This window comes from uncultured Flavobacterium sp. (assembly GCF_963925415.1).
Taxonomy (GTDB): domain Bacteria; phylum Bacteroidota; class Bacteroidia; order Flavobacteriales; family Flavobacteriaceae; genus Flavobacterium.
This window is the reverse complement of sequence record NZ_CAWUTS010000042.1, coordinates 1-19884: the sequence shown is the minus strand read 5'-3', so window position 1 is coordinate 19884 and position 19884 is coordinate 1. Positions and strand designations below refer to the sequence as shown.

Here is a 19884-nt window from a genome sequence, read left to right as displayed (position 1 = left end):
TTTGATTATATATAGGTCGTTTCAAAAAAAATTGAAACTAGGTTACTTATAAAACGTTTTGAGTGTAAAGATAGTATAATTTTTATGTTTTATTCAAGGTATAAAAATGAGAAAGCCTGCAAAAATTAAATTATGCAGGCTTTACGTTTATAATAATTTTATTTTTTTACTATATAATTTTAAATAATTTATCTGACAATCGAATTCTAAATGGCACTTTAAAGGTTGTTTTGTCTCCCGAATTAGCTTCGTTAGCCTCATTTCCGTTTACAAACATTTTAGTAACTACCAGTTCTTTACTTCCTGTTGTAGGCCCCATAATCAATATGGTGTCTCCAAGTTTCAATTGATTTTTTTCTATGCTAAATAATGCTACTTGGGCCTTGGAGTAATAATGTTCTGCTTTGCCTAAAAGTACTTTTTTAACTTTTATTTTTTCTTGAATGTTTTTGGTTTTACTAGCTATTGCCAATGAAACGTATCCCAAATTTCCAGAATTTTTGAATACTAAATTTTCTGATTTCCCTTTTCGAAACACTTTATTACCTACCTGTTTTCCAAGGCGCAATTTTACTTGTTCTGCTAAAGGCAAATGCATTGTTTCTAAACATTCTATAGAACAACAATTTTCCATAGCAGATTTACAATTGGCGCATTGAATAAATAATAAATGACATCCATCGTTAAAACAATTGGTGTGGTTGTCGCAAGGCTTACCACATTGGTGGCATTGTGAAAGAATATCTTCTGTTATTCTTTCTCCTAAACGATTATCAAAAACGAAATTTTTTCCAAGAAATTTACTTTCCAAATTTTCTTCTTTGATTTGTTTGGCATATTGAATGATTCCGCCTTCTAGTTGAAATACGTTTTTAAAGCCCTGATGTTTAAAATAGGCACTAGCTTTTTCGCAACGAATACCGCCTGTGCAATACATTACAAGGTTTTTATCTTCTTTAAAGTCTTTTAATTGTTCGTTAATAATAGGTAAGCTTTCTCTAAATGTTTCTACATCTGGAGTTATTGCTCCTTTAAAACGACCCACTTCACTTTCATAATGATTTCTAAAATCTACTACTATGGTGTTTGGGTCGTCTAATATTTGATTAAATTCATCAGCTTTTAAATGAATTCCTTTGTTGGTTACGTCAAAAGTGTCATCGTTTAAACCGTCAGCTACAATTTTATGACGTACTTTAATGGTTAGCTTTAAAAAAGAATGATTGTCTTGATCGATGGCTTCATTAAGCCTAATCTCTTTCATAAAATCATAAACTTCAAGTGTATTTTTAAAAGCTTCAAAATTATCTTCGGGAATACTCATTTGAGCGTTAATACCTTCTTGAGCTACATATATTCTGCCTAGAGCATCGAGTATGTTCCAAGCTAAAAATAAATTATCGCGAAATTGTTTAGGGTCATCAATTTTGGCATACGCATAGAAAGATAAAGTAAGACGCTTTTTTCCTGATTCGTCAATTAGCTGAGCTCTTTCTTCTGCGCTTAAGGTGTTGTACAGTTGCATGCTATAAACATTTAAGTGAAAAATAAAAAAATAAACCCTAAATGGAAGGATTATATTGCAAAGGTAAATAAATGGTTTGAAAAAGCATTTATTGAATATTAAATAAAATATATTAACAATTTTTGGCACACAAAAAAAAAGCGTTATTTTTACATAAAATAAATGCAATTATGAGTTCAGATAAAGAAGCCAAATTAAAAGCCTTACAACTTACACTAGATAAATTAGACAAAACCTACGGAAAAGGAACCGTAATGAAATTAGGAGATGCAGCCGTTGTTGAAATTGAATCTATATCGTCTGGATCATTAGGAATTGATATTGCTTTAGGTGTAAATGGATACCCAAGAGGAAGGGTTATTGAAGTGTATGGACCAGAGTCGTCAGGTAAAACTACTTTAACTTTACATGCAATTGCTGAAGCTCAAAAAGCAGGAGGAATAGCTGCTTTTATTGATGCTGAACATGCTTTTGACCGTTTTTATGCAGAAAAATTAGGCGTTGATATTGATAATTTAATTATATCGCAACCCGATAATGGAGAGCAGGCTTTAGAAATTGCTGAGAATTTAATTCGATCAGGTGCTATTGACATTGTGGTTATTGACTCTGTAGCTGCTTTAACACCAAAAAGTGAAATTGAAGGTGACATGGGTGATTCTAAAATGGGATTACACGCCCGTTTAATGTCACAAGCTTTACGAAAATTAACAGGAACTATTCATAAAACAAACTGTACCGTGTTTTTTATCAATCAGTTAAGGGATAAAATTGGCGTTATGTTTGGTAGCCCAGAAACGACAACTGGTGGTAATGCACTTAAGTTTTATGCTTCTGTAAGAATTGACATTAGACGTTCTACTCAAATTAAAGATGGCGATCAGGTAATAGGAAACAGAACAAAAGTTAAGGTTGTTAAAAACAAAGTTGCTCCACCTTTTAGAACTGCTGAATTTGATATTATGTATGGTGAAGGAATTTCTAAAGTAGGTGAAATCTTAGATTTTGCGGTAGAATATGAAATCGTTAAGAAAAGTGGTTCTTGGTTTAGTTACGGTGAAACAAAACTAGGACAAGGCAGAGATGCTGTAAAACTTTTAATCAAAGATAATCCTGATTTGATGGATGAATTGGAACAAAAAATAAAAGAATATTTAGCTGAAAAAAAAGCTTAATTAAAAAAATCACGCTTTGAGCGTGATTTTTTTAGCATTTGTTTTAACAACAATAGAACTTTCTGCTTAAAGGGTTTTATAGTTACTACAACATCATGACGTTTAAATGATGCATGTTGCTATGTGTTAAATAATTCCAATTGGTTTAAAATAGTATTACGAACTTGTTCTCTTAAGTCTAGTTTTTTATCTAATTTTAAATCTTTAGTTTCTACAAAAGGATGTATTTTTATTCTTATCTTGCCCATGCTTCCGCTCAAAAAAGTATAAGAAAATCGTTTTTTATTATCAGGGAAAGTAATGGGTACAATAGCTAAATGATGCTCAATGGCTAAACGAAAAGCTCCGTCTTTAAATGTATCTAAAAAAATACTTTCGTGAGGAACACCTCCTTCTGGAAAAATACAAATACTTAAGCCTTGATTGATTTTTTTTTGAGCACTTTCAAAAACCTTATAACGGCTTTTGCCATTACTTCTATCAACTAAAATACAAGTTCTTTTATAGAAGAAACCTAAAACAGGTATTTTAGACAATTCGGCCTTACCAACAAACACAAACGGATTGTCTTTTACTATAGCAAACATCAACATAATGTCAAGCATAGAAGTATGATTAGAAACTAAAATATAACTTTTCCCTTTTTCAAACTCTTGATCCTGGTCTATTTTATAATAAAAACCCATTCCAAAAACTATGATTTTTGACCATTTACGGGCTAACCAAAAAAATTGTGGATAGGTTTTTTTGCTTAATATTGTAAGAAATAAAAACGGAAACATTACAATAATAGGTATTAAAACCAGCACATAAAACCAAGTGCGCCAAAGCACCCAAAACATTATTTTAAAAATTTTCATTTATTATTTGTTTTATAAACCCATGATTTCGGCTTATCTATAATCGTTTCAAAAGTAATAAAAATAAAAATTTAATGCATCATTTCAAATCTTAATTCAAAACCCTACTTTTGTGCTAAAGAACAATGAAATGGCAAAAATACTAACAGGAGTACAAAGTACAGGAACTCCTCATTTGGGAAACTTATTAGGCGCTATACTTCCTGCAATAGAGATGACAAATAACGAAACAGATCAATCGTTTTTGTTTATTGCTGATTTACACTCTATAACGCAAATAAAAGATGGAGAAACTCTTCGTCAAAACACATATAGCACTGCCGCCGCATGGTTGGCTTGTGGTTTAGATGTAAACAAGGTTACGTTTTATCGTCAATCAGACGTGCCTCAAACAGTAGAGTTGTCTTGGTATTTGAGCTGTTTTTTTCCTTTTCAACGTTTAACATTAGCACACTCATTTAAAGACAAGGCGGATAGATTAGAAGATGTAAATGCCGGTTTATTTTTATACCCAATGCTAATGGCCGCAGATATTTTGTTATATGATGCCAACATAGTTCCGGTAGGAAAAGATCAATTGCAGCATCTTGAAATTACGCGTGATGTGGCGTCTCGTTTCAATCATCAAATGGGAGAAACTTTTGTTTTGCCCGAAGCAAAAATTGATGAAAACACAATGATTGTTCCTGGAACAAATGGTGGAAAAATGAGTAAATCAGCAAATAATTACATCAATATTTTTTTAGATGATAAAGCGTTACGCAAACAAATCATGAGTATCGAAACCGATAGCACACCGCTTGAAGAACCAAAAAATCCTGATGCTTGTAATGCTTTTACCTTATACAAATTATTAGCTTCACCAGAACAAACAGAAGTAATGAGAGCCAATTATTTGGGTGGAAATTACGGTTATGGACACGCAAAACAAGCTCTTTTTGAACTAATCATAGAGAAATTTGCAACGGTAAGAGAAAAATATAATTACTACATGAACAACACTCAAGAAGTTGACAAACTGTTATTTGAAGGAGCTGCAAAAGCAAGTATAGTTGCCAATGGCGTTTTAGATAGAGTAAGAACGAAATTGGGGTATTAATCGAATTGCCCTTGATTTCAATCATGGGAAAATTATAATATAAAATTAAAAGGTTTTAGTTGATAAATTTGACTAAAGCCTTTTTTGTTTTATTATTTAATCCGTTGGCTTCAGCCAACGGCAATTGAAAAAATTAAAACTAATCTTTAATTATTTCTTTTAAAGTCCATTTGTTATTTTTCTTTTTCGAAATGATTACAATTTTATAAGGCATACAACCAAAAGGATATAATTCAAAAAATGATTTGTTTTTTGATGAATTAAACAAGACTCTTGATGTAGATATCAATGCTGAAATATCTTCATTATTAATAAACTCTCCTTTTAATCTAACAGAGTCAGGTTCAAAATATTTAAATTTCAAATTTGATTTTTCTAACTCTTTAGTTTTTAGGCGTCTTTGTTTCAAAGAATCTATTCTAAAGTCCTTTTCAAATTCTAAATTTTTACTTTTAATTGAAAATAAATTATAGTTAATTCCAATAATCAACTTATGTTTCTCTTTTGCCAATAGTTTAATAGAATCTTTTTGAATGTCTTTTAATTTTATAAAATCTTCAGTTGAAAAAGGTTGATAATTATATTTTTCATAATCTTCTTCTGGTGGAGGTGGCGGAGGAAGTTTTGTCATAATAATTTCATGAGCTATTTGCGGCAACACATCACACAAAACTTCTGCTTCAAATTCTTCATAAGATTTCTTTTTCTCGGTACAAGAAAGTATAAACAAAGAAAAAAATGTAAGTACAATTAGTTTTTGCATAAAATGGAATTTATAAAATAAATAACAAAAACTAAGCCGAATTCCTACTAGCATTAATATTTCCAAACAACGAACGTGTTACTATTTTTTCATAAATGGCAATTTGTTTTTCATCGGGGTTTGGGCTTTCTTTTAGCTCTTTAATTTTTAATAAAGCATATTGCTGAATGGTTAAAAGGGGTAAAACAATTTTTTCTCGAAGTTCTACCGAAGCTTTTCCGTCAGGATAGTTTTCCATTAACGTTGTGTACCCCGAAAGCTTTAGTAATAACCGCTTGGTTTCTAAAAATTCAGTATAAATTAATTGCCAAAATTCGCCAAATTCTTTATCCTTTTTCATATAAGCGGTTAACGGAAAAAATGATTTGTTTAAAGCCATCATGCTGTTTTCCATCAACGTTTTAAAAAAGAGTGAGTTGTGGTATAAATCTGAAACTTTTTGCCATTCGTTATTGTCTTCAAAGGTTTTTAATGCTGTTCCCACGCCAAAAAAGCCCGGTACATTTTGTTTCAATTGGCTCCATGACCCTACAAAGGGAATGGCCCTTAGATCGGCAAAATTAAGCTTGTCTGAGTCGTTTCTTTTGGAAGGACGACTTCCAATATTGGTTTTTGCATAGTAATTTAAAGTGCTCATTCGTTCCAAATAAGGCACAAACTTATCGTGATTTTTAAAATCAACATATTTTTTATAACTGATTTCTGATAGGTTTTGCAACACTTGTTTTTCATTGAAAGTTAATCCGTTTTTGTTTTTAGTAAATACTTGATTGCTTGCTCCTGCACTTAATAGGTTTTCCAAGTTATACCTGCACGAATCTATTGTTCCAAAATTTGAACTAATAGTTTGCCCTTGAACTGTTAATTGAATTTGTTGGTTTTCAATAGTGGGTCCAAGTGAAGCATAAAATTTATTGGTTTTGCCTCCCCCACGAGCAGGTGGGCCACCACGTCCGTCAAAAAAGATTACTTTAATATTATATTTTATCGAAACCGCTGTTAGGGTTTCTTTTGCTTTATAAATCCCCCAATTGGCCATTAAATAACCGCCGTCTTTTGTTCCGTCTGAGAAACCAAGCATAATTGTTTGTTCATTTCCTCTCGCTTTTAAGTGTGAAGCATATACGGGATTACTATACAATTGTTCCATTACTTGATCTGCTTTTTCTAAATCATCAACAGATTCAAAAAGAGGCACTATATCTACGGTCGGGTTTTGCCAATTACATAAATGAAACATACACAAGGTTTCAAAAACATGTAATGCACTTTCGTTATTGCTAATTATATATCGATTACAGGCTTTTTCACCGTTGTTTTCTTGAATCGCTTTCATGGCTAAAATAGAGCCAATAGTAGATTTTGCGTGCTCGTCTTCAAAATCAGATTCCGTTAAATTAGATGAGGCATTGGATAAAAGGTGTATTTTTTCATCTTCTGTTAATGCTTTATAATTTTCTGGAAAAACAGATTTTTTATGAGATAAAATGGCATCAAAAACACGTGCGTGAATTTTACTGTTTTGGCGAATGTCTAATGTTGCAAAATGATATCCAAACAAGTTTAATTTGTTTAACAACAAATCAATATCATCTACATACAAAGATTGATGTTTGCTGGTAACAAGTTTTTTTACTTGGCATAATTTATCATTTAGTTCTTCTAATGAAATGAATATTTCGCCTTCTGAATAAAAAACAGATCGATATAATTTGTTTTCAACTTCTGCAATTATTGTATCAACTTCTGCAAATGTTAGCTTTCTTTTTAATTTTCGGATGTCAGAATAATAGCTTTTTAAAATAGAGGTGCGTAGGCGTTGAGCAACTTTTAATGTGATTTTGGTAGTAACAAATGGATTGCCATCTCTGTCTCCTCCGGGCCAAAACCCTAAGTTTAAAATGTCATTTTTAGGTAAATTTCCATTTAAAATGTTTTTTTGTATGTAATGCATCATGGCCCCAGCTGTTTCATAAAATACATTTTCTAAAAACCAAATTAGACTTACTGCTTCGTCTAAAGGTGTTGGCTTTTCTTGTTTTATGAAAGGGGTTTTTCCTAATTGTGCGAGTAATTCTTTTATTGCATTTAAATTGTTTAAACGAATGGCGTTTGTTAAATCGGTAATGATTCCCAAAACAGAACCTGGATAAAATTGAGTAGGATGAGCCGTTAAAACCGTTCTTATTTTAAAGTTTTCTAAAAAGCTTATGAGCTCTTGTTGTTTGTTTTTTTGCTCTGCATTTTCTTTCATGTCTCTTAATGAGCCTGTGCCTTCCAAATTGTTTACAACATCAAAAGCAGCATCTTCAATAGCATCAAAAAGAACCACTTGACGTTCAATATATTGAATAAACCGAAACATTAAAGATTCTTTTTCTTTTTGGGTTGGATTGCTTAAGTATTTGGAAACAAAGGTTTCAAAAATTTGATCTGGGCTTTCATTATTTTTATATCCGCTTTCACATACCTCAGAAAACAAAGGCAATAAAACGCCCGTATTGTTTATTTCATCAAAGGGAAGTGTTATAAATACGCTGTTATAAATCGTATATTTTGAAGTTACATTTTGATTAAATCGTTCAATTTTTGGCAATGTGTACATGGAGAAATTTCTTTTGTACTAAGTTAGTTATATTATTAGAAAATTAAACTAATATTTATAAATACTACGCAAACGTTTTCGAATAGAACATGTTAAAATTCTATGTCATATAAAAACACATTATAATTTGTTAACAGACTAACCATTGCTATTTTGAATGCTTAAAATGCTTTTTTTAAGAAATAACAAGGACCGTTAAATTGCTTCAAATGATTTTCCTGGCAAAGGTCTTATGACTCCTTTTAGCTCCATATTTAATAACGTTGATGCGATTTTAAATATAGGAAATTCGCACTCTAATGCTATAAGGTCTAACGTTTGTTTCCCATGCAAGACAAGATAATCATATATTTTTTGTTCGTCTGGTTCTAGCGAAACAAATAATTGTTTTTGAATGGAATTACTTTCTTTATTTTTAATATCCCAATTTAAAAAATAAACAATATCGGCAGCGCTTGAAAGTAAATTTGCCCGCTGTGTTTTTATTAAATGATTACAGCCTTGACTCCATTTGTCTGTGGTTCTTCCTGGAACAGCAAAAACGTCTCTGTTGTAATCATTTGCTAAATTTGCGGTAATTAATGAGCCTCCTTTTTCGGCACTTTCTATAACTATTGTGGCCTCACTCATTCCGGCAACAATTCTATTTCGCTTTACAAAGTTTTCTTTTTCAGGGTTACTTGTGCTCCAAAATTCAGTTAAAAACCCTCCGTTCTGTTCCATTTTTGAAACGTATTTTTTGTGATTTTTAGGATATGTTTGGTTTAAGCCATGTGCTAAAATGCCTATAGTTTGCAACCCTAAGTCCATTGCAACTTGATGTGCAAAAATATCAACCCCATAAGCAAAGCCGCTGACAATAATAGGGTTTAGTGGTGCTAAATCTTCCAATAAATTTTTACAAAAGGCAGATCCATAACTTGTAATTTGTCGGGTACCTACTATACTGATGATCTTTTTATTTTGTAAATTAACATTTCCCGATTGAAATAAAAGTAAAGGACTATCAAAACAATGCTTTAATTTGTTTGGATATAATTCATCTTTATAAAATAAAACCTCAATGTTTTCTTGTTCAATAAATTTAATTTCAGCAGTCGCTTTATCAAAAATGGTTTTTTCTTTGAGGTTGTAGATGATCGAGCTTCCGACACCATCAATTTTTAAAAGGTTTGCTGCTTTTTCTTTAAAGATGTTTTCGGCAGTTCCACATTGATTGATAAGTTTTTTTGCCATAATGTCTCCAACACCTTGTACTTGTAACAACGATAATGCATAAAATAACTCTGTTTGGCTCATATAAATAAAATTGGCTTCAAAAATAATAAATTTTGACCTTATAAAACATTGTTTATTAAGCTTTTGTTTATTTTTTTTACAAATGTTAATAAATATAGCTCAATATATTTTGCAATCTAGGGAGAATCTTTTTTCTTTGCTAATATGAATATCAATCTTCACATATCCTCTTTGCTGTTTCGCTATCAATGCGTTACCGTTCCTGGCTTTGGTGCTTTTTTAACCGAAATTCAGTCGGCTCAGCTTAACGGTAGTGACGTATCATTCAATCCGCCTACAAAAGTGGTTTCTTTTAATGCTAATATTAAAAACAATGATGGTTTATTAGCCAATCATATCGCTTCAGAAGAAAAAATATCTTACGACGATGCGGTTCAGTCTATTACCTTTGCGGTTTCTAAGTGGCTTCATAGTTTGCACAACAGAGAGGTGTTAACCTTAGAAAATATTGGAAACATTAAGCTTTCAAGTGAACTAACTTGGTTTTTTGAGCCTTTTAACAATACCAACTACTTCACTAGTTCTTTTGGGTTATCTGGCTTTATTTCACCTGCTGTTAAAAGAGTTGAGTTGAAAAAAGCTGTTGAACAATTAGACGTAATTGCTCCTGTTATTTTTAGCTCTGAAAAGCAACAAAATTATTCGTATCTAAAATATGCTGCTGCTTTTTTGCTTTTTGGATTAGCAGGAACCTATGGCTACAAAATGCATTATGACAATCAAATACAACAACAAACTTTAGTTATAGAAAAAAACGTTCAAGACAAAGTGCAAGCTACTATAGAACAGGCTACTTTTGTTATTGATGTGCCTTTTAATGACTTAAATGAAGGGCTTGAAGTTGTTTCAAAAAAATTCCCTTTTCATTTGGTTTCTGGTGTTTTTAGCAAAGAAAAAAATGCTGTTCGAGAATATGAAAATTTAATTAAAAGCGGCTTTAAAGCTGAATTAGGTCCAAAAAATAAAAGAGGAATGACTCCTGTTTTTTTTCAAAGTTTTTCAGATTATGATGAAGCTAAGGCATATTTATTTGAATTAAGAAATTCTACTTATAACCGAGCTTGGTTAATGATTGATTAATTATTTCCTCATAATTATAAATTCAAAACAGCGAAATTACTTTATCTTTACCAAAAAAAATGGAACCAAGATACGCCTCGCAATCTTTAACTATTCTTACCGATTTAGTATTGCCTAGTGAAACAAATCCTTTGAACAATTTATTTGGAGGAGAATTATTAGCCCGTATGGATCGTGCAGCAAGTATAGCCGCACGAAGACATTGTAGACGTATAACCGTTACCGCTAGTGTGAATCATGTGGCTTTTAATAAGTCAATTCCTTTAGGAAGTGTAGTTACTGTTGAAGCAAAAATTTCAAGATCATTTAATACTTCTATGGAAATTTATCTTGACGTATGGGTTGAAGATAGAGAAAGCGGTAATCGTTCAAAAGCCAATGAGGCCATTTATACTTTTGTCGCTGTTGATGATTCTGGCAGACCTGTTGAAGTACCAGTAGTGTTGACTGAAACCGATTTAGAAAAAGAACGTTTTGAAGGCGCTTTACGCAGAAAACAACTGAGCTTGGTGTTAGCGGGAAAAATGAAACCTAATGAGGCTACAGAGCTTAAAGCTTTATTTGTTTAATTAAGACTTCGCTAAATTAATCGTTTTTATATAAAAATTATTTACAAACTCAACCAGCTTGAAGGGTTCATGTAGGTTGTGTTTTGTGTAATAAAAAATTTCATAGTTGTTTTTCCATCAGAATTGGTGTGAATTTTTCCTAATTTTTGTTTGATTGTTACTTTATCTCCTGTTTTTACAGATATGGTATCTAAATCTTGATAGATGGTAAAAAAGTCTCCATGAACAATGTATATGATTTTTTTGTTGGTCCCAGGTATTACTTGTATTTGGGTTACTTCTCCAGCAAAAACAGCGCGAGCAATTGATCCGTCTTGAGTTGTTATTTCAATACCGTTATTGTGCGACATTAAGTTTTTGTGAACAGGGTGTGGATGGTCACCATAAGGCGAAGAAATATATCCTTTTTCAACAGGAAGAGGTAATTTGCCTTTATTAGCTTTAAAATTATCAGAATCTACTTTGCCCTCTGCAGTTAAAATAAATTTTGTGCTTGATGATGTTGTTTTTGAATCAGATGATGTGTTTTGAGTTTTTGAGTCTTTTTTTGCTTTTTCAGCTGCTTTTTTATTTGCAGCAGCAATTGCATCGGCAAGGGCTTTTTTAATTTGCTTGTCTATTGCACGTCTTTGTTTTTCTTTTTTGTCAATTTCGGCAAGGTATTTCTTTTTGTCTTTTTGAATTGTTTTTACAAGCTGCTCTTTTTCTTTCTTTTGACTCTCTAAAACTTCTTTTTCTTTTTCAGTTTGTTCTATTATTTTTTCTTTTTGATCTCTTTTTGTTTTAAGATTTAGAATTTCTTCATTGATTTTGTTTTGTTTCATTTTTATTTCTTCTGCCTGTGTTTTTCTAAAATCGGCATATTGCTTCATGTATTGCATACGCTTGTATGCTTGATAAAAGTTTTGAGAAGACAAAACAAACATTATTCTACTTTCTTGTGAACGACTTTTATAAGCCTTTACAATCATTTTTTTATAATCCTCTTTTAACAATTGGATCTCGTTGTTTAATTTTTTGATCACCTTTTGATTCGAAACTATATCTTTTGAAATAAACGCTACTTGATTTTCATTTGCTTGAATCAGGTTTTGACTCAATGCTATTCGATTATTTTTTTCTTTAATTTCAGTTAAAACTGATTTTTCTTTCTTTTTTTCTATTCGCAATAATCCATTAAATTCTGCTATAATGTTAATTATTTTTTCTCTTTGAATTTCTAATTCTTGTTGCTTGTTGGGTTGAGCCCAACATATAGAGCTGCTTACAGCAAAAAAGAGTGTTAAAATATAATTGTAGTTCTTCATTGTGATGTGTTATTTTATTTCAACTTTTTCGTATCCATTTGGAATTGAAAAAGATAAAGGGGCTTGTTTGTTTAATTCAAATCTATTGTATTCTAAGTCGATCGAAACTTGAGAGTCTTGTATGGCTCTTATACTAATCGTTTTTGGAAATAATGCGTTTTCAAAAGGCACATAGGATACGTATTTTATATCTAAGGTTCTGTTTTGTGATTTCTGATAAATGGATTCGCTTTTTAATAAAAAATTAGCTGCGTCAAATGTATACTTATTTTGAATATCAGTTTCTTTTTTTTGTGACAATTGATGCATATTATACATCAGTTTAGCTGTAAAATTTTCGTTATTAATATCTTCTATAACCTTTCCCAATAATAAATTTTGAGTTTTTTGAAAATCTAAATTTGTTCCTAACCAATTGCTAATTAAAGTAAAATCTCCTTCAAAATAGGTGTTGTTAATTGTTTCATAATAACTAATCTTTGTAGGTGTAATAAGTGCTTTTGCAACAGGAAAACCTAAAAATTTTATGTTCATCCAAATTATTTCGTCTTTCTTAATTCGAATATCCGCACTTAGGGTTTGCTTGGTTTTTTTATCTTGATATTTAATTGTTGCTTTTATGTTTAGCGTGGTAAATTCTATAAAATTTTGATTATGTTTTTTTATAATTTGCTCAACGGTTGCTTTTTTAATAGCATTTGGCTTTATTACTTTTTGGGCTGTTTTACACGAATTAAGCAAGCTTAATAGAGCCATTATTATAAAAATTCTTTTTATCATTCTTTTATCTTTTGAATTTTATTTAAATACCATTCTGCCTTTTTGTGGTCTCCTATTTTTTCAAAAGTTTGAGCTATTTGCACATATAAGTTTTTTTCTAAAATTGGGTTTTCAATAACATAATCAAGTCCTTGTTCTAAAGCATTAATTGCTAGTTTTGTTTTGTTTAAATGATGTAGTGCTAGCCCCAAATAGTAATACAAACTCGCTTGAGTTGGATACATCTCTAGCTGTTGATTGGCGTATTTATTTACTTTTTCATATTGCTCTTTTTGAACTAATAACTGCATTAAAAGTTCAAAGCTTTCAAAATCTTCAGGTCTGTTTTTTATGCTTTTTTCAAAATAAAAAACGGCTAGGTCTAAAGTGTTTTTCTTTAAAAAAAACTTAGCCACTTCTTTGCTTACATTTACTGATTTATCTTCTTCTAATAGTGTCGTTGCTTTTTCTAAATCGGTTAAGTACTGTTCATTATTAGATGCAAAAATTAAGAATTCATTAAAAACTCTATGTTTAATTTTAAGATCAATCTTTATGCTTTCTAATACTTTAAACATTGAAATAGATGCGTTTTGTCCGTCGCTTTTATTGAGATGAAACTTAACCAAACTTACATGGGCCCACTCTGAATTTGGAATGTTTTCTGCTAACTGCTTCGCAACCTCAAAGGCTTGTTCTTGATTATTTTCTTCTGAATATTGATACATTAAATCAATATAGTTTTGTTCTACTAAAGGGTTTTTTTTAATTGCTGCTTCTAAATCCTTGTTTTGAGGGCTGTTTTTTTCAGTTTCTTTTTGTAGTTTTAATTTGTAAAAAGTCATGGTTTGAGACAAATTTGTAGTTTGTTCCATGTTTATTATTAAGGCTAATGCTTTTTCTTTTTGATTAGTATAAAGGTATAAAGAAACTAAATCGTCTTGAAAATCTTTGTTGAATTCAATAAGTTTAGTTACGGCTTTGATGGCGTTGTCATAATCTTTTGTTTCATAAAAAACATCGTATAAGCCGTTCCAATACCATCGCTCATTTGGATTTAAATCAATTGCTTTTTGAAAAGAATTTTGAGCTTCTGCATACTTTTTTAATGCTAAATAATTTTTACCTAATTCATTGTAAATTATAGAATTATCATTCTGACTTTCTAAACATTTTAGCAAAAAAACAACAGCTCTATCATAATTTTCAATAGCTTTTTGGGTTAAAGCATTATAAAAATTAGTTTCAAATGCATCATCAACCAAGGCAATTTCTTCTGGATTTGCTGTTTCTTGAGCATAAGACACTTGATAACTAAAAGTTATAAAAAATATTGTAAATGTTATGAAGTGTTTCATTGCTGTTCAAATTATTATTCTAAAACGGAATAATCGCCAATACTAATACTGGTAAACTTTCCATCAAAAGAAGCGTGATTACCTATCATAGCATTATCTAATTTTGCATTTTTTATGTGAACGTGTGTTTGAACTAAACTGTTTTTAATAGTAGAATCAATTACATGACACCCTTTTCCTAAAGAAACGTTTGGGCCAACAGTAGTGTTAATTAAAACTACATCTTCAGCAATAAAACAAGGAGGAATAATTGTAGAATTTTCTAATTTAACATCAGAAGCAACTAAATTTTCTCCATCTGTATGTAAAAAGCCTAACATTCTTGTATTGGTATCAACAGTTACGTCTTTGTTTCCGCAATCCATCCATTCATCGACTTTCCCTGGTACAAATTTCATGCCCTTTGCCATCATTTGCTTAATTCCATCGTTAATTTGATATTCTCCACCATGAATGATGTTGTTATCAATAACTAATTGTAATTCGTTTTTAAGAACCGCTACATCTTTAAAATAGTAAATTCCTATAACGGCTAAATCTGAAACAAATTCTATTGGTTTTTCAACTAATTCAATGATTTTACCATTATCATTTAAATTAACAACTCCAAAAGCTTCTGGTTTATCAACTTGTTTAACCCAAATAACACTATCTGCATTTTTGTCTAAATCAAAATCAGCACGAATTAAAGTATCGGCATAGGCAATAACTGCTGGTCCGCTTAAAGAATCTTTGGCACACATAATGGCATGACCTGTTCCTAGAGCTTCGTTTTGATAGTAAATAGTTCCTTTTGCACCTAGTTTTTGAGCAATTGCAAGTAGTTCTTCTTCGACTTTTTTTCCAAAACTTTCGTGGATTATAAATGCCACTTCTTCAATATTTTGATTTAAAACTCCTGCTATGTCTTCTACCAATCTGTGAACAATTGGTTTACCTGCCACCGGAATTAAGGGTTTAGGAACTGTTAATGTATGTGGGCGAAGACGTGAGCCACGACCTGCCATAGGAACAATTATTTTCATATTTTTATATTTTTATACTTCAACATTCGTTATTCATAATTGAATATTCAACATTTTTGAACTTGGAATTTTGAACACTGATTACTATTTTACCCCTGTACTTCCAAAACCTCCTTCGCCTCTTGGGGTTTCTGACAATTGTTGAACCTCTGTCCATTCGGCTCTTTCATGCTTTGCTATGATTAGTTGAGCAATTCGTTCACCGTTTTCAATAACAAAAGGGTCACTAGATAAATTGACTAATATAACGCCTATTTCACCTCTATAATCAGCATCAATTGTTCCTGGTGAATTTAGAACTGTAACCCCTTTTTTGGCTGCTAAGCCACTTCTTGGCCTCACTTGTGCTTCATAACCTATTGGTAATTCAATAAAAAGACCAGTTTTTACAATGGTTCTTTCTAAAGAATTTATAGTAATTGGTTTAGATAAATTGGCACGTAAATCCATTCCTGCAGAGGCAATAGTTTCGTAATTAGGTAATGAATGTAGGGATTTGTTAATTATTTTAATGTTCATTTTCGTTTTATAATTTTTAATAAAATTTCTTTTTCGTTTCTGTAAATATAATAGCCGAAAAATATAATTGCTAAAATACCAAAAATATAGGTTTCTCTAAAAAGAGGTACGTAAAAAGATAGGCCCGATAGTAGAATTGCTATCCCTAAGTATTGCATTATTTTTTTCATGTCATAGGGTATTGGGTAGTATTTATTTCCCAGGTAATAAGAAATTATCATCATGCTCCCGTATGCTGAAAGTGTTGCGATGGCACTGCCCATATAAGACCAGATAGGAATTAATAAAAAATTCAAGGCTAATGTAATTATAGCGCCAACAATTGAAATATACATTCCTATTTTTGTTTTATCAGTAAGTTTATACCAAACCGATAAGTTGTTGTAAATTCCCAAGAAAAAATTGGCAAGAATTATTAGGGGCACCACTTTCATAGCTTCCCAAAAAGAGGAATCTCTTACTATAAATATTTTTAAAACATCTGCAAAAACTACAACAACTAATAAAATTATTGAACCAAAAACCACAAAGTACTTAGTAATATTGGCATAAGTTTTAGGAGCATTTTCATTAGATGAATGGCTAAAAAAGAAAGGTTCAATACCTAATCTAAAGGCAGTTGCAAATAAAGTCATGAATAGCGCTAGTTTATAACATGCTGAGTAGGCTCCGATTTGAGCATTTGTTATGTCTTCAGGTAAATTTAACCATTTTTGCAAAAGAATTCGATCAAAGGTTTCATTTATAGCAAAGGCAACGCCAGCAACCATAATTGGCAAACTATAGCGCATCATTTTTGTCCAAAGGATTTTGTCAAAGTTCCACTTCATTTTAAAATAGGTAGGAGAAAGTATTAAAAATGTTGCTAAACTGGCAATTATATTTGCTACAAAAATGTATCCTATTTGAAAGTTTTCAAAAAACAAAGTGCTAATGAAACTATCTGGTGAACTTGCTGCTAATTTTGGCAACCATAATAAGAAAAATAAATTCAATATCAGGTTGATTAAAACATTTCCCGTTTTAATTATAGCATAAAATAAAGGTCTTTTTTCAGCTCTTAATTTTGAAAAAGGAATGATTACCAATGCATCTAAAAATAAAATCCAAATCGTATAAATAATGTACTCAACATTAATTTTGGAAGCTTCGGCTAAATAATTTCTACACAAAAGGGCTGTGATCAAAAAAATTATAGAAGACCAAAAAATAGATATTGCTGAAGTGCTGATTACATTTTTAGGGTTTTCTGCTTTAGAATAAAATCTAAAAAAACTAGTTTCCATTCCATAAGACAGAATAACATTAAAGAGCACCAGCCAAGAGAAAATTATGGAGATTTCTCCATATTCTGCAGAGTTTTTTAAAACATTTGGTGATGTATATAAAGGGACTAATATGAAACTAACCATTCTAGGCAAAACTGTCGCTAAGCCATAAATTGCTGTTTGTTTAAAAAGACTTTTATATACACTCAAAGTATTGGATTTTTATATTGAAGCAAAAGTAACTAATTTTTAGGTTTTACAGAAGGATATGCAATCAATGGTTTTTCTTTTACGTTTTGAAGATTTTTTACAAGCTCTTTTCCGTTTTTAGTAAAAAATAAATTAGCTTCATTGGGTTTTAGATTTATTTTTGGAGCTTTATTGCCATATTCTTTTTCTGGATTTTCATCTAAAATTAAATCATTTTGATTAGAATTTGTTTTTATATAAGCGCTATAACTTGTTTCAGAAATTTTTACAAATGAAGCTTCAAAAGATTCAAATTGAACTTTTTTTAAGACTACATCTTTTTCTAATGGCGTTTTTAAATTTACATGAAAATTGGCTCCACTTCCACCACCTTGAATACCAGCAACCCATTTTTGAAAATAAACTGAGTCAATTGTTTCAGAAAATTTTTGTTGAATTTCCTCTTTAGCTGAAGAACAAGACAAACACACTATTAAAAATAAAGCTGTAATTTCTCTCATATATTATTCTTTTAAATATTTAATAAAATGAAACCCTTTAGGGTTAAAGCCGTGATTCATATAAAATTTATGGGCTGTAAAATTAGTTGTATAAGCGTCTAAAACAGCCATTGTACAATTGTTGTCGGTGGCTTTTTGAATCAAATATTCGGTCATAAGTTTGCCAACTCCTTTAGAGCGATGATTGGGATGAACTATTACATTATCTAATTCTAAATATCTTCCACACCACAATTTAGAGGCTATCCAAAATCCTGCCAAACCTATAGTTTCATTGTTTTCTTTAATGATAACTTGCTTGTAATTTATTGGTAACATTTCATTTAAAAGCGATTCATATTTTTCAATAGTAAAATCAGCATACAATTGTTGGATGATTGGCAATTGTTCCAACATTGCTTCTTTGGTCGTTAATTCAAGTATTTTCATTAGTTTTCTAATAAATTTTGATTGAACAATTCTAAAATTCGTCTGTACTCGTCAATCCAAGAATAGGTTTCTTTAAAACCATGTGCTTCTACTGGAAAAACGGCCAAATCCCAATCTTTTTTTCCTAATTCAATAAAACGTTGCGACAAACGAACAACGTCTTGGAATTGCACGTTATCATCAACCATTCCATGCAACATAAGTAATTTATCTTGTAAATTTTCTGCAAAATATATGGGTGAACTTCTTTTAAAAGCAATAGAATCTGTCTCTGGAAAATTTAATATATTTGCTGTATATCCTTGATTATAATGAGCCCAATCAGTAACCGAACGTAAAGCAGCGCCAGCTTTAAACGTTCCTGGTTCTGTCAACAATGCCATTAATGTGATAAACCCTCCATAAGAACCACCGTAAATTCCAACTCGATTGGCATCAATTCCTAAATTTTCGACTAAATATTTTTTTCCGTCTAATTGATCTGATAAATCCAAACCACCCATGTGACGATAAATTCCTGTTCTTACATCTCTTCCATAACCATCACTTCCTCTATAATCGATGTCTAAAACGGTGTAGCCTAAATCGCACAACAGGTTGTGAAACATAAATTCTCTATGATACGAACTCCAGTAATTATGCGCGTTTTGTAAATATCCAGCACCATGAACAAAAATTATGGCAGCTTTGTTTTTAACCTCTGCTTTTGGTTCATATAATCTTGCAAAAACTTGATTTTCATCTTGTGCTTTAAAGGTAATTACATTTGGATTTTTCCATGCATATGCTTCAAATTCTTTTGTAGTTGAATGAGTAATTTGTTTTAAAGTTGTATTGGTTTTATTGTCAGCTACATACAATTCCCAAGGTTTGTTTTTATAGGAATAGCGAACCAAAAGTTGTTTTTCATTTGGAGATAATTCCACTTCATAAGCACCATCATTGGTTAAAATGGGTGTTATTTTTTTAGTTTCACTATCCAATTTATAAAATTCCCTGTTTCCCGGATGATTCGTGTTTGTTGAAATGTATAATGTTTTTAAATCTTGTGAAAGCTTTACATCTCTAACCTCCCAATTGCCTGATGTAAGTTGCGTTTTCTTTTTTGAAGTTAAATTCAAAGTATATAAATGTGAAAACCCTGATGCTTCTGACTGAAAATAAATCGTTTCATTATCTTTTAAAAAACCTAAGGTTCCGCCTCCATAATTGTAATTTGGTATTCCTGGTCCACCAATCCAAGCTTCATCGTGTTGATGGTCTAATTCTATAATTTTACCCGAATTTAAGTCTAATTGAACAATCCATCGATCTTTGTTGTCTTGACTTCTAAGTTCAAAAACAGTTTTTGTTCCGGATTTGTTGTAAATTGGGCTAACCATTACAACTGCTTTTTCAGCTTTTTCTTTTTCTTTTAAATTTTCATATTCTTGATAATAAGCAGGATAATCCATTATACCTGATAATTTTGAAAACGAAACATAATAAACGGTGTCTTTTTCAATGTTGTAAATTCCCATTTTGTGTTTGCTCA

General features: G+C 31.0%; 18 protein-coding genes. 4 read left to right on the top strand and 14 right to left on the bottom strand.

Going from position 1 to position 19884, the window contains the following annotated elements; genetic code table 11:
- Positions 1 to 169: 169 nt before the first annotated feature.
- Positions 170 to 1525 carry a rhodanese-related sulfurtransferase gene (locus AABM47_RS03325; RefSeq protein WP_338409506.1) on the bottom strand — a complete coding sequence of 452 codons (1356 nt, stop codon included), beginning with the start codon at positions 1523 to 1525 and terminating at the stop codon, positions 170 to 172.
- Positions 1526 to 1695: 170 nt separating this feature from the next.
- Between AABM47_RS03325 and recA the strand changes: the two genes are divergently transcribed.
- On the top strand, positions 1696 to 2700 hold the full coding sequence (gene recA, locus AABM47_RS03320; protein WP_338409505.1) for a recombinase RecA: 1005 nt from the start codon (positions 1696 to 1698) through the stop codon (positions 2698 to 2700).
- Positions 2701 to 2819: 119 nt separating this feature from the next.
- Here the strand turns inward: recA and AABM47_RS03315 are convergent, their stop codons facing one another.
- Positions 2820 to 3560, bottom strand: a complete 741-nt coding sequence (locus tag AABM47_RS03315; protein WP_338409504.1) for a lysophospholipid acyltransferase family protein — start codon at positions 3558 to 3560, stop codon at positions 2820 to 2822.
- A gap of 130 nt (positions 3561 to 3690) precedes the next feature.
- Here AABM47_RS03315 and trpS point away from each other — a divergent pair, with 130 nt between their 5' ends.
- The gene (gene trpS, locus AABM47_RS03310; RefSeq protein WP_338409503.1) at positions 3691 to 4659 is read left to right on the top strand and encodes a tryptophan--tRNA ligase; all 969 of its coding nucleotides are present in this window, start codon (positions 3691 to 3693) and stop codon (positions 4657 to 4659) included.
- A 139-nt stretch (positions 4660 to 4798) separates the two neighbouring features.
- Here the strand turns inward: trpS and AABM47_RS03305 are convergent, their stop codons facing one another.
- From AABM47_RS03305 to dprA, 3 genes are all read right to left on the bottom strand, one after another.
- A complete protein-coding gene (locus tag AABM47_RS03305; RefSeq protein ID WP_338409502.1) occupies positions 4799 to 5422 on the bottom strand; it encodes a hypothetical protein in 624 nt (207 codons plus the stop codon).
- Positions 5423 to 5453: 31 nt separating this feature from the next.
- A complete protein-coding gene (locus tag AABM47_RS03300) occupies positions 5454 to 8027 on the bottom strand; it encodes a phosphoenolpyruvate carboxylase (protein ID WP_338409501.1) in 2574 nt (857 codons plus the stop codon).
- Positions 8028 to 8222: 195 nt separating this feature from the next.
- Positions 8223 to 9326, bottom strand: a complete 1104-nt coding sequence (gene dprA / locus AABM47_RS03295; RefSeq protein WP_338409500.1) for a DNA-processing protein DprA — start codon at positions 9324 to 9326, stop codon at positions 8223 to 8225.
- A 144-nt stretch (positions 9327 to 9470) separates the two neighbouring features.
- Between dprA and AABM47_RS03290 the strand changes: the two genes are divergently transcribed.
- Positions 9471 to 10406, top strand: a complete 936-nt coding sequence (locus AABM47_RS03290; RefSeq protein ID WP_338409499.1) for an SPOR domain-containing protein — start codon at positions 9471 to 9473, stop codon at positions 10404 to 10406.
- 59 nt (positions 10407 to 10465) lie between these two features.
- Positions 10466 to 10975 (top strand): acyl-CoA thioesterase, encoded by a 510-nt coding sequence (locus tag AABM47_RS03285; RefSeq protein ID WP_338409498.1) that lies wholly within the window; start codon positions 10466 to 10468, stop codon positions 10973 to 10975.
- A 41-nt stretch (positions 10976 to 11016) separates the two neighbouring features.
- Here the strand turns inward: AABM47_RS03285 and AABM47_RS03280 are convergent, their stop codons facing one another.
- From AABM47_RS03280 to AABM47_RS03240, 9 genes are all read right to left on the bottom strand, one after another.
- Entirely contained in the window at positions 11017 to 12282 is a 1266-nt protein-coding gene (locus AABM47_RS03280; protein WP_338409497.1) for a peptidoglycan DD-metalloendopeptidase family protein, read from the bottom strand.
- A gap of 9 nt (positions 12283 to 12291) precedes the next feature.
- Entirely contained in the window at positions 12292 to 13062 is a 771-nt protein-coding gene (locus AABM47_RS03275) for a DUF4292 domain-containing protein (RefSeq protein WP_338409496.1), read from the bottom strand.
- Positions 13059 to 14399, bottom strand: coding sequence for a tetratricopeptide repeat protein (locus tag AABM47_RS03270; protein WP_338409495.1), 1341 nt, complete (start codon positions 14397 to 14399; stop codon positions 13059 to 13061). The genes AABM47_RS03275 and AABM47_RS03270 overlap by 4 nt, the downstream gene beginning before the upstream one ends.
- Before the next feature lie 14 nt (positions 14400 to 14413).
- On the bottom strand, positions 14414 to 15424 hold the full coding sequence (locus AABM47_RS03265) for a sugar phosphate nucleotidyltransferase (RefSeq protein WP_338409494.1): 1011 nt from the start codon (positions 15422 to 15424) through the stop codon (positions 14414 to 14416).
- A gap of 84 nt (positions 15425 to 15508) precedes the next feature.
- Complete coding sequence (gene dut, locus AABM47_RS03260; RefSeq protein WP_338409493.1) at positions 15509 to 15943, bottom strand: dUTP diphosphatase; 435 nt, start codon at positions 15941 to 15943, stop codon at positions 15509 to 15511.
- Positions 15940 to 17421: a polysaccharide biosynthesis C-terminal domain-containing protein gene (locus AABM47_RS03255; RefSeq protein WP_338409492.1), complete on the bottom strand. Its 1482-nt coding sequence runs from the start codon at positions 17419 to 17421 to the stop codon at positions 15940 to 15942. The genes dut and AABM47_RS03255 overlap by 4 nt, the downstream gene beginning before the upstream one ends.
- Before the next feature lie 32 nt (positions 17422 to 17453).
- Entirely contained in the window at positions 17454 to 17921 is a 468-nt protein-coding gene (locus AABM47_RS03250; RefSeq protein WP_338409491.1) for a hypothetical protein, read from the bottom strand.
- 3 nt (positions 17922 to 17924) lie between these two features.
- Complete coding sequence (locus AABM47_RS03245) at positions 17925 to 18350, bottom strand: GNAT family N-acetyltransferase (RefSeq protein WP_338409490.1); 426 nt, start codon at positions 18348 to 18350, stop codon at positions 17925 to 17927.
- A partial coding sequence (locus AABM47_RS03240; RefSeq protein WP_338409489.1) for a prolyl oligopeptidase family serine peptidase occupies positions 18350 to 19884 on the bottom strand: 1535 nt, incomplete at its 5' end. The genes AABM47_RS03245 and AABM47_RS03240, both read right to left, overlap by 1 nt.

Bases quoted from the DNA above. Each gene is read 5' to 3' on its own strand.
- AABM47_RS03325 (WP_338409506.1), bottom strand. From the start codon at position 1,525: ATGCAACTGTACAACACCTTAAGCGCAGAAGAAAGAGCTCAGCTAATT.
- recA (WP_338409505.1), top strand. From the start codon at position 1,696: ATGAGTTCAGATAAAGAAGCCAAATTAAAAGCCTTACAACTTACACTA.
- AABM47_RS03315 (WP_338409504.1), bottom strand. From the start codon at position 3,560: ATGAAAATTTTTAAAATAATGTTTTGGGTGCTTTGGCGCACTTGGTTT.
- trpS (WP_338409503.1), top strand. From the start codon at position 3,691: ATGGCAAAAATACTAACAGGAGTACAAAGTACAGGAACTCCTCATTTG.
- AABM47_RS03305 (WP_338409502.1), bottom strand. From the start codon at position 5,422: ATGCAAAAACTAATTGTACTTACATTTTTTTCTTTGTTTATACTTTCT.
- AABM47_RS03300 (WP_338409501.1), bottom strand. From the start codon at position 8,027: ATGTACACATTGCCAAAAATTGAACGATTTAATCAAAATGTAACTTCA.
- dprA (WP_338409500.1), bottom strand. From the start codon at position 9,326: ATGAGCCAAACAGAGTTATTTTATGCATTATCGTTGTTACAAGTACAA.
- AABM47_RS03290 (WP_338409499.1), top strand. From the start codon at position 9,471: ATGAATATCAATCTTCACATATCCTCTTTGCTGTTTCGCTATCAATGC.
- AABM47_RS03285 (WP_338409498.1), top strand. From the start codon at position 10,466: ATGGAACCAAGATACGCCTCGCAATCTTTAACTATTCTTACCGATTTA.
- AABM47_RS03280 (WP_338409497.1), bottom strand. From the start codon at position 12,282: ATGAAGAACTACAATTATATTTTAACACTCTTTTTTGCTGTAAGCAGC.
- AABM47_RS03275 (WP_338409496.1), bottom strand. From the start codon at position 13,062: ATGATAAAAAGAATTTTTATAATAATGGCTCTATTAAGCTTGCTTAAT.
- AABM47_RS03270 (WP_338409495.1), bottom strand. From the start codon at position 14,399: ATGAAACACTTCATAACATTTACAATATTTTTTATAACTTTTAGTTAT.
- AABM47_RS03265 (WP_338409494.1), bottom strand. From the start codon at position 15,424: ATGAAAATAATTGTTCCTATGGCAGGTCGTGGCTCACGTCTTCGCCCA.
- dut (WP_338409493.1), bottom strand. From the start codon at position 15,943: ATGAACATTAAAATAATTAACAAATCCCTACATTCATTACCTAATTAC.
- AABM47_RS03250 (WP_338409491.1), bottom strand. From the start codon at position 17,921: ATGAGAGAAATTACAGCTTTATTTTTAATAGTGTGTTTGTCTTGTTCT.
- AABM47_RS03245 (WP_338409490.1), bottom strand. From the start codon at position 18,350: ATGAAAATACTTGAATTAACGACCAAAGAAGCAATGTTGGAACAATTG.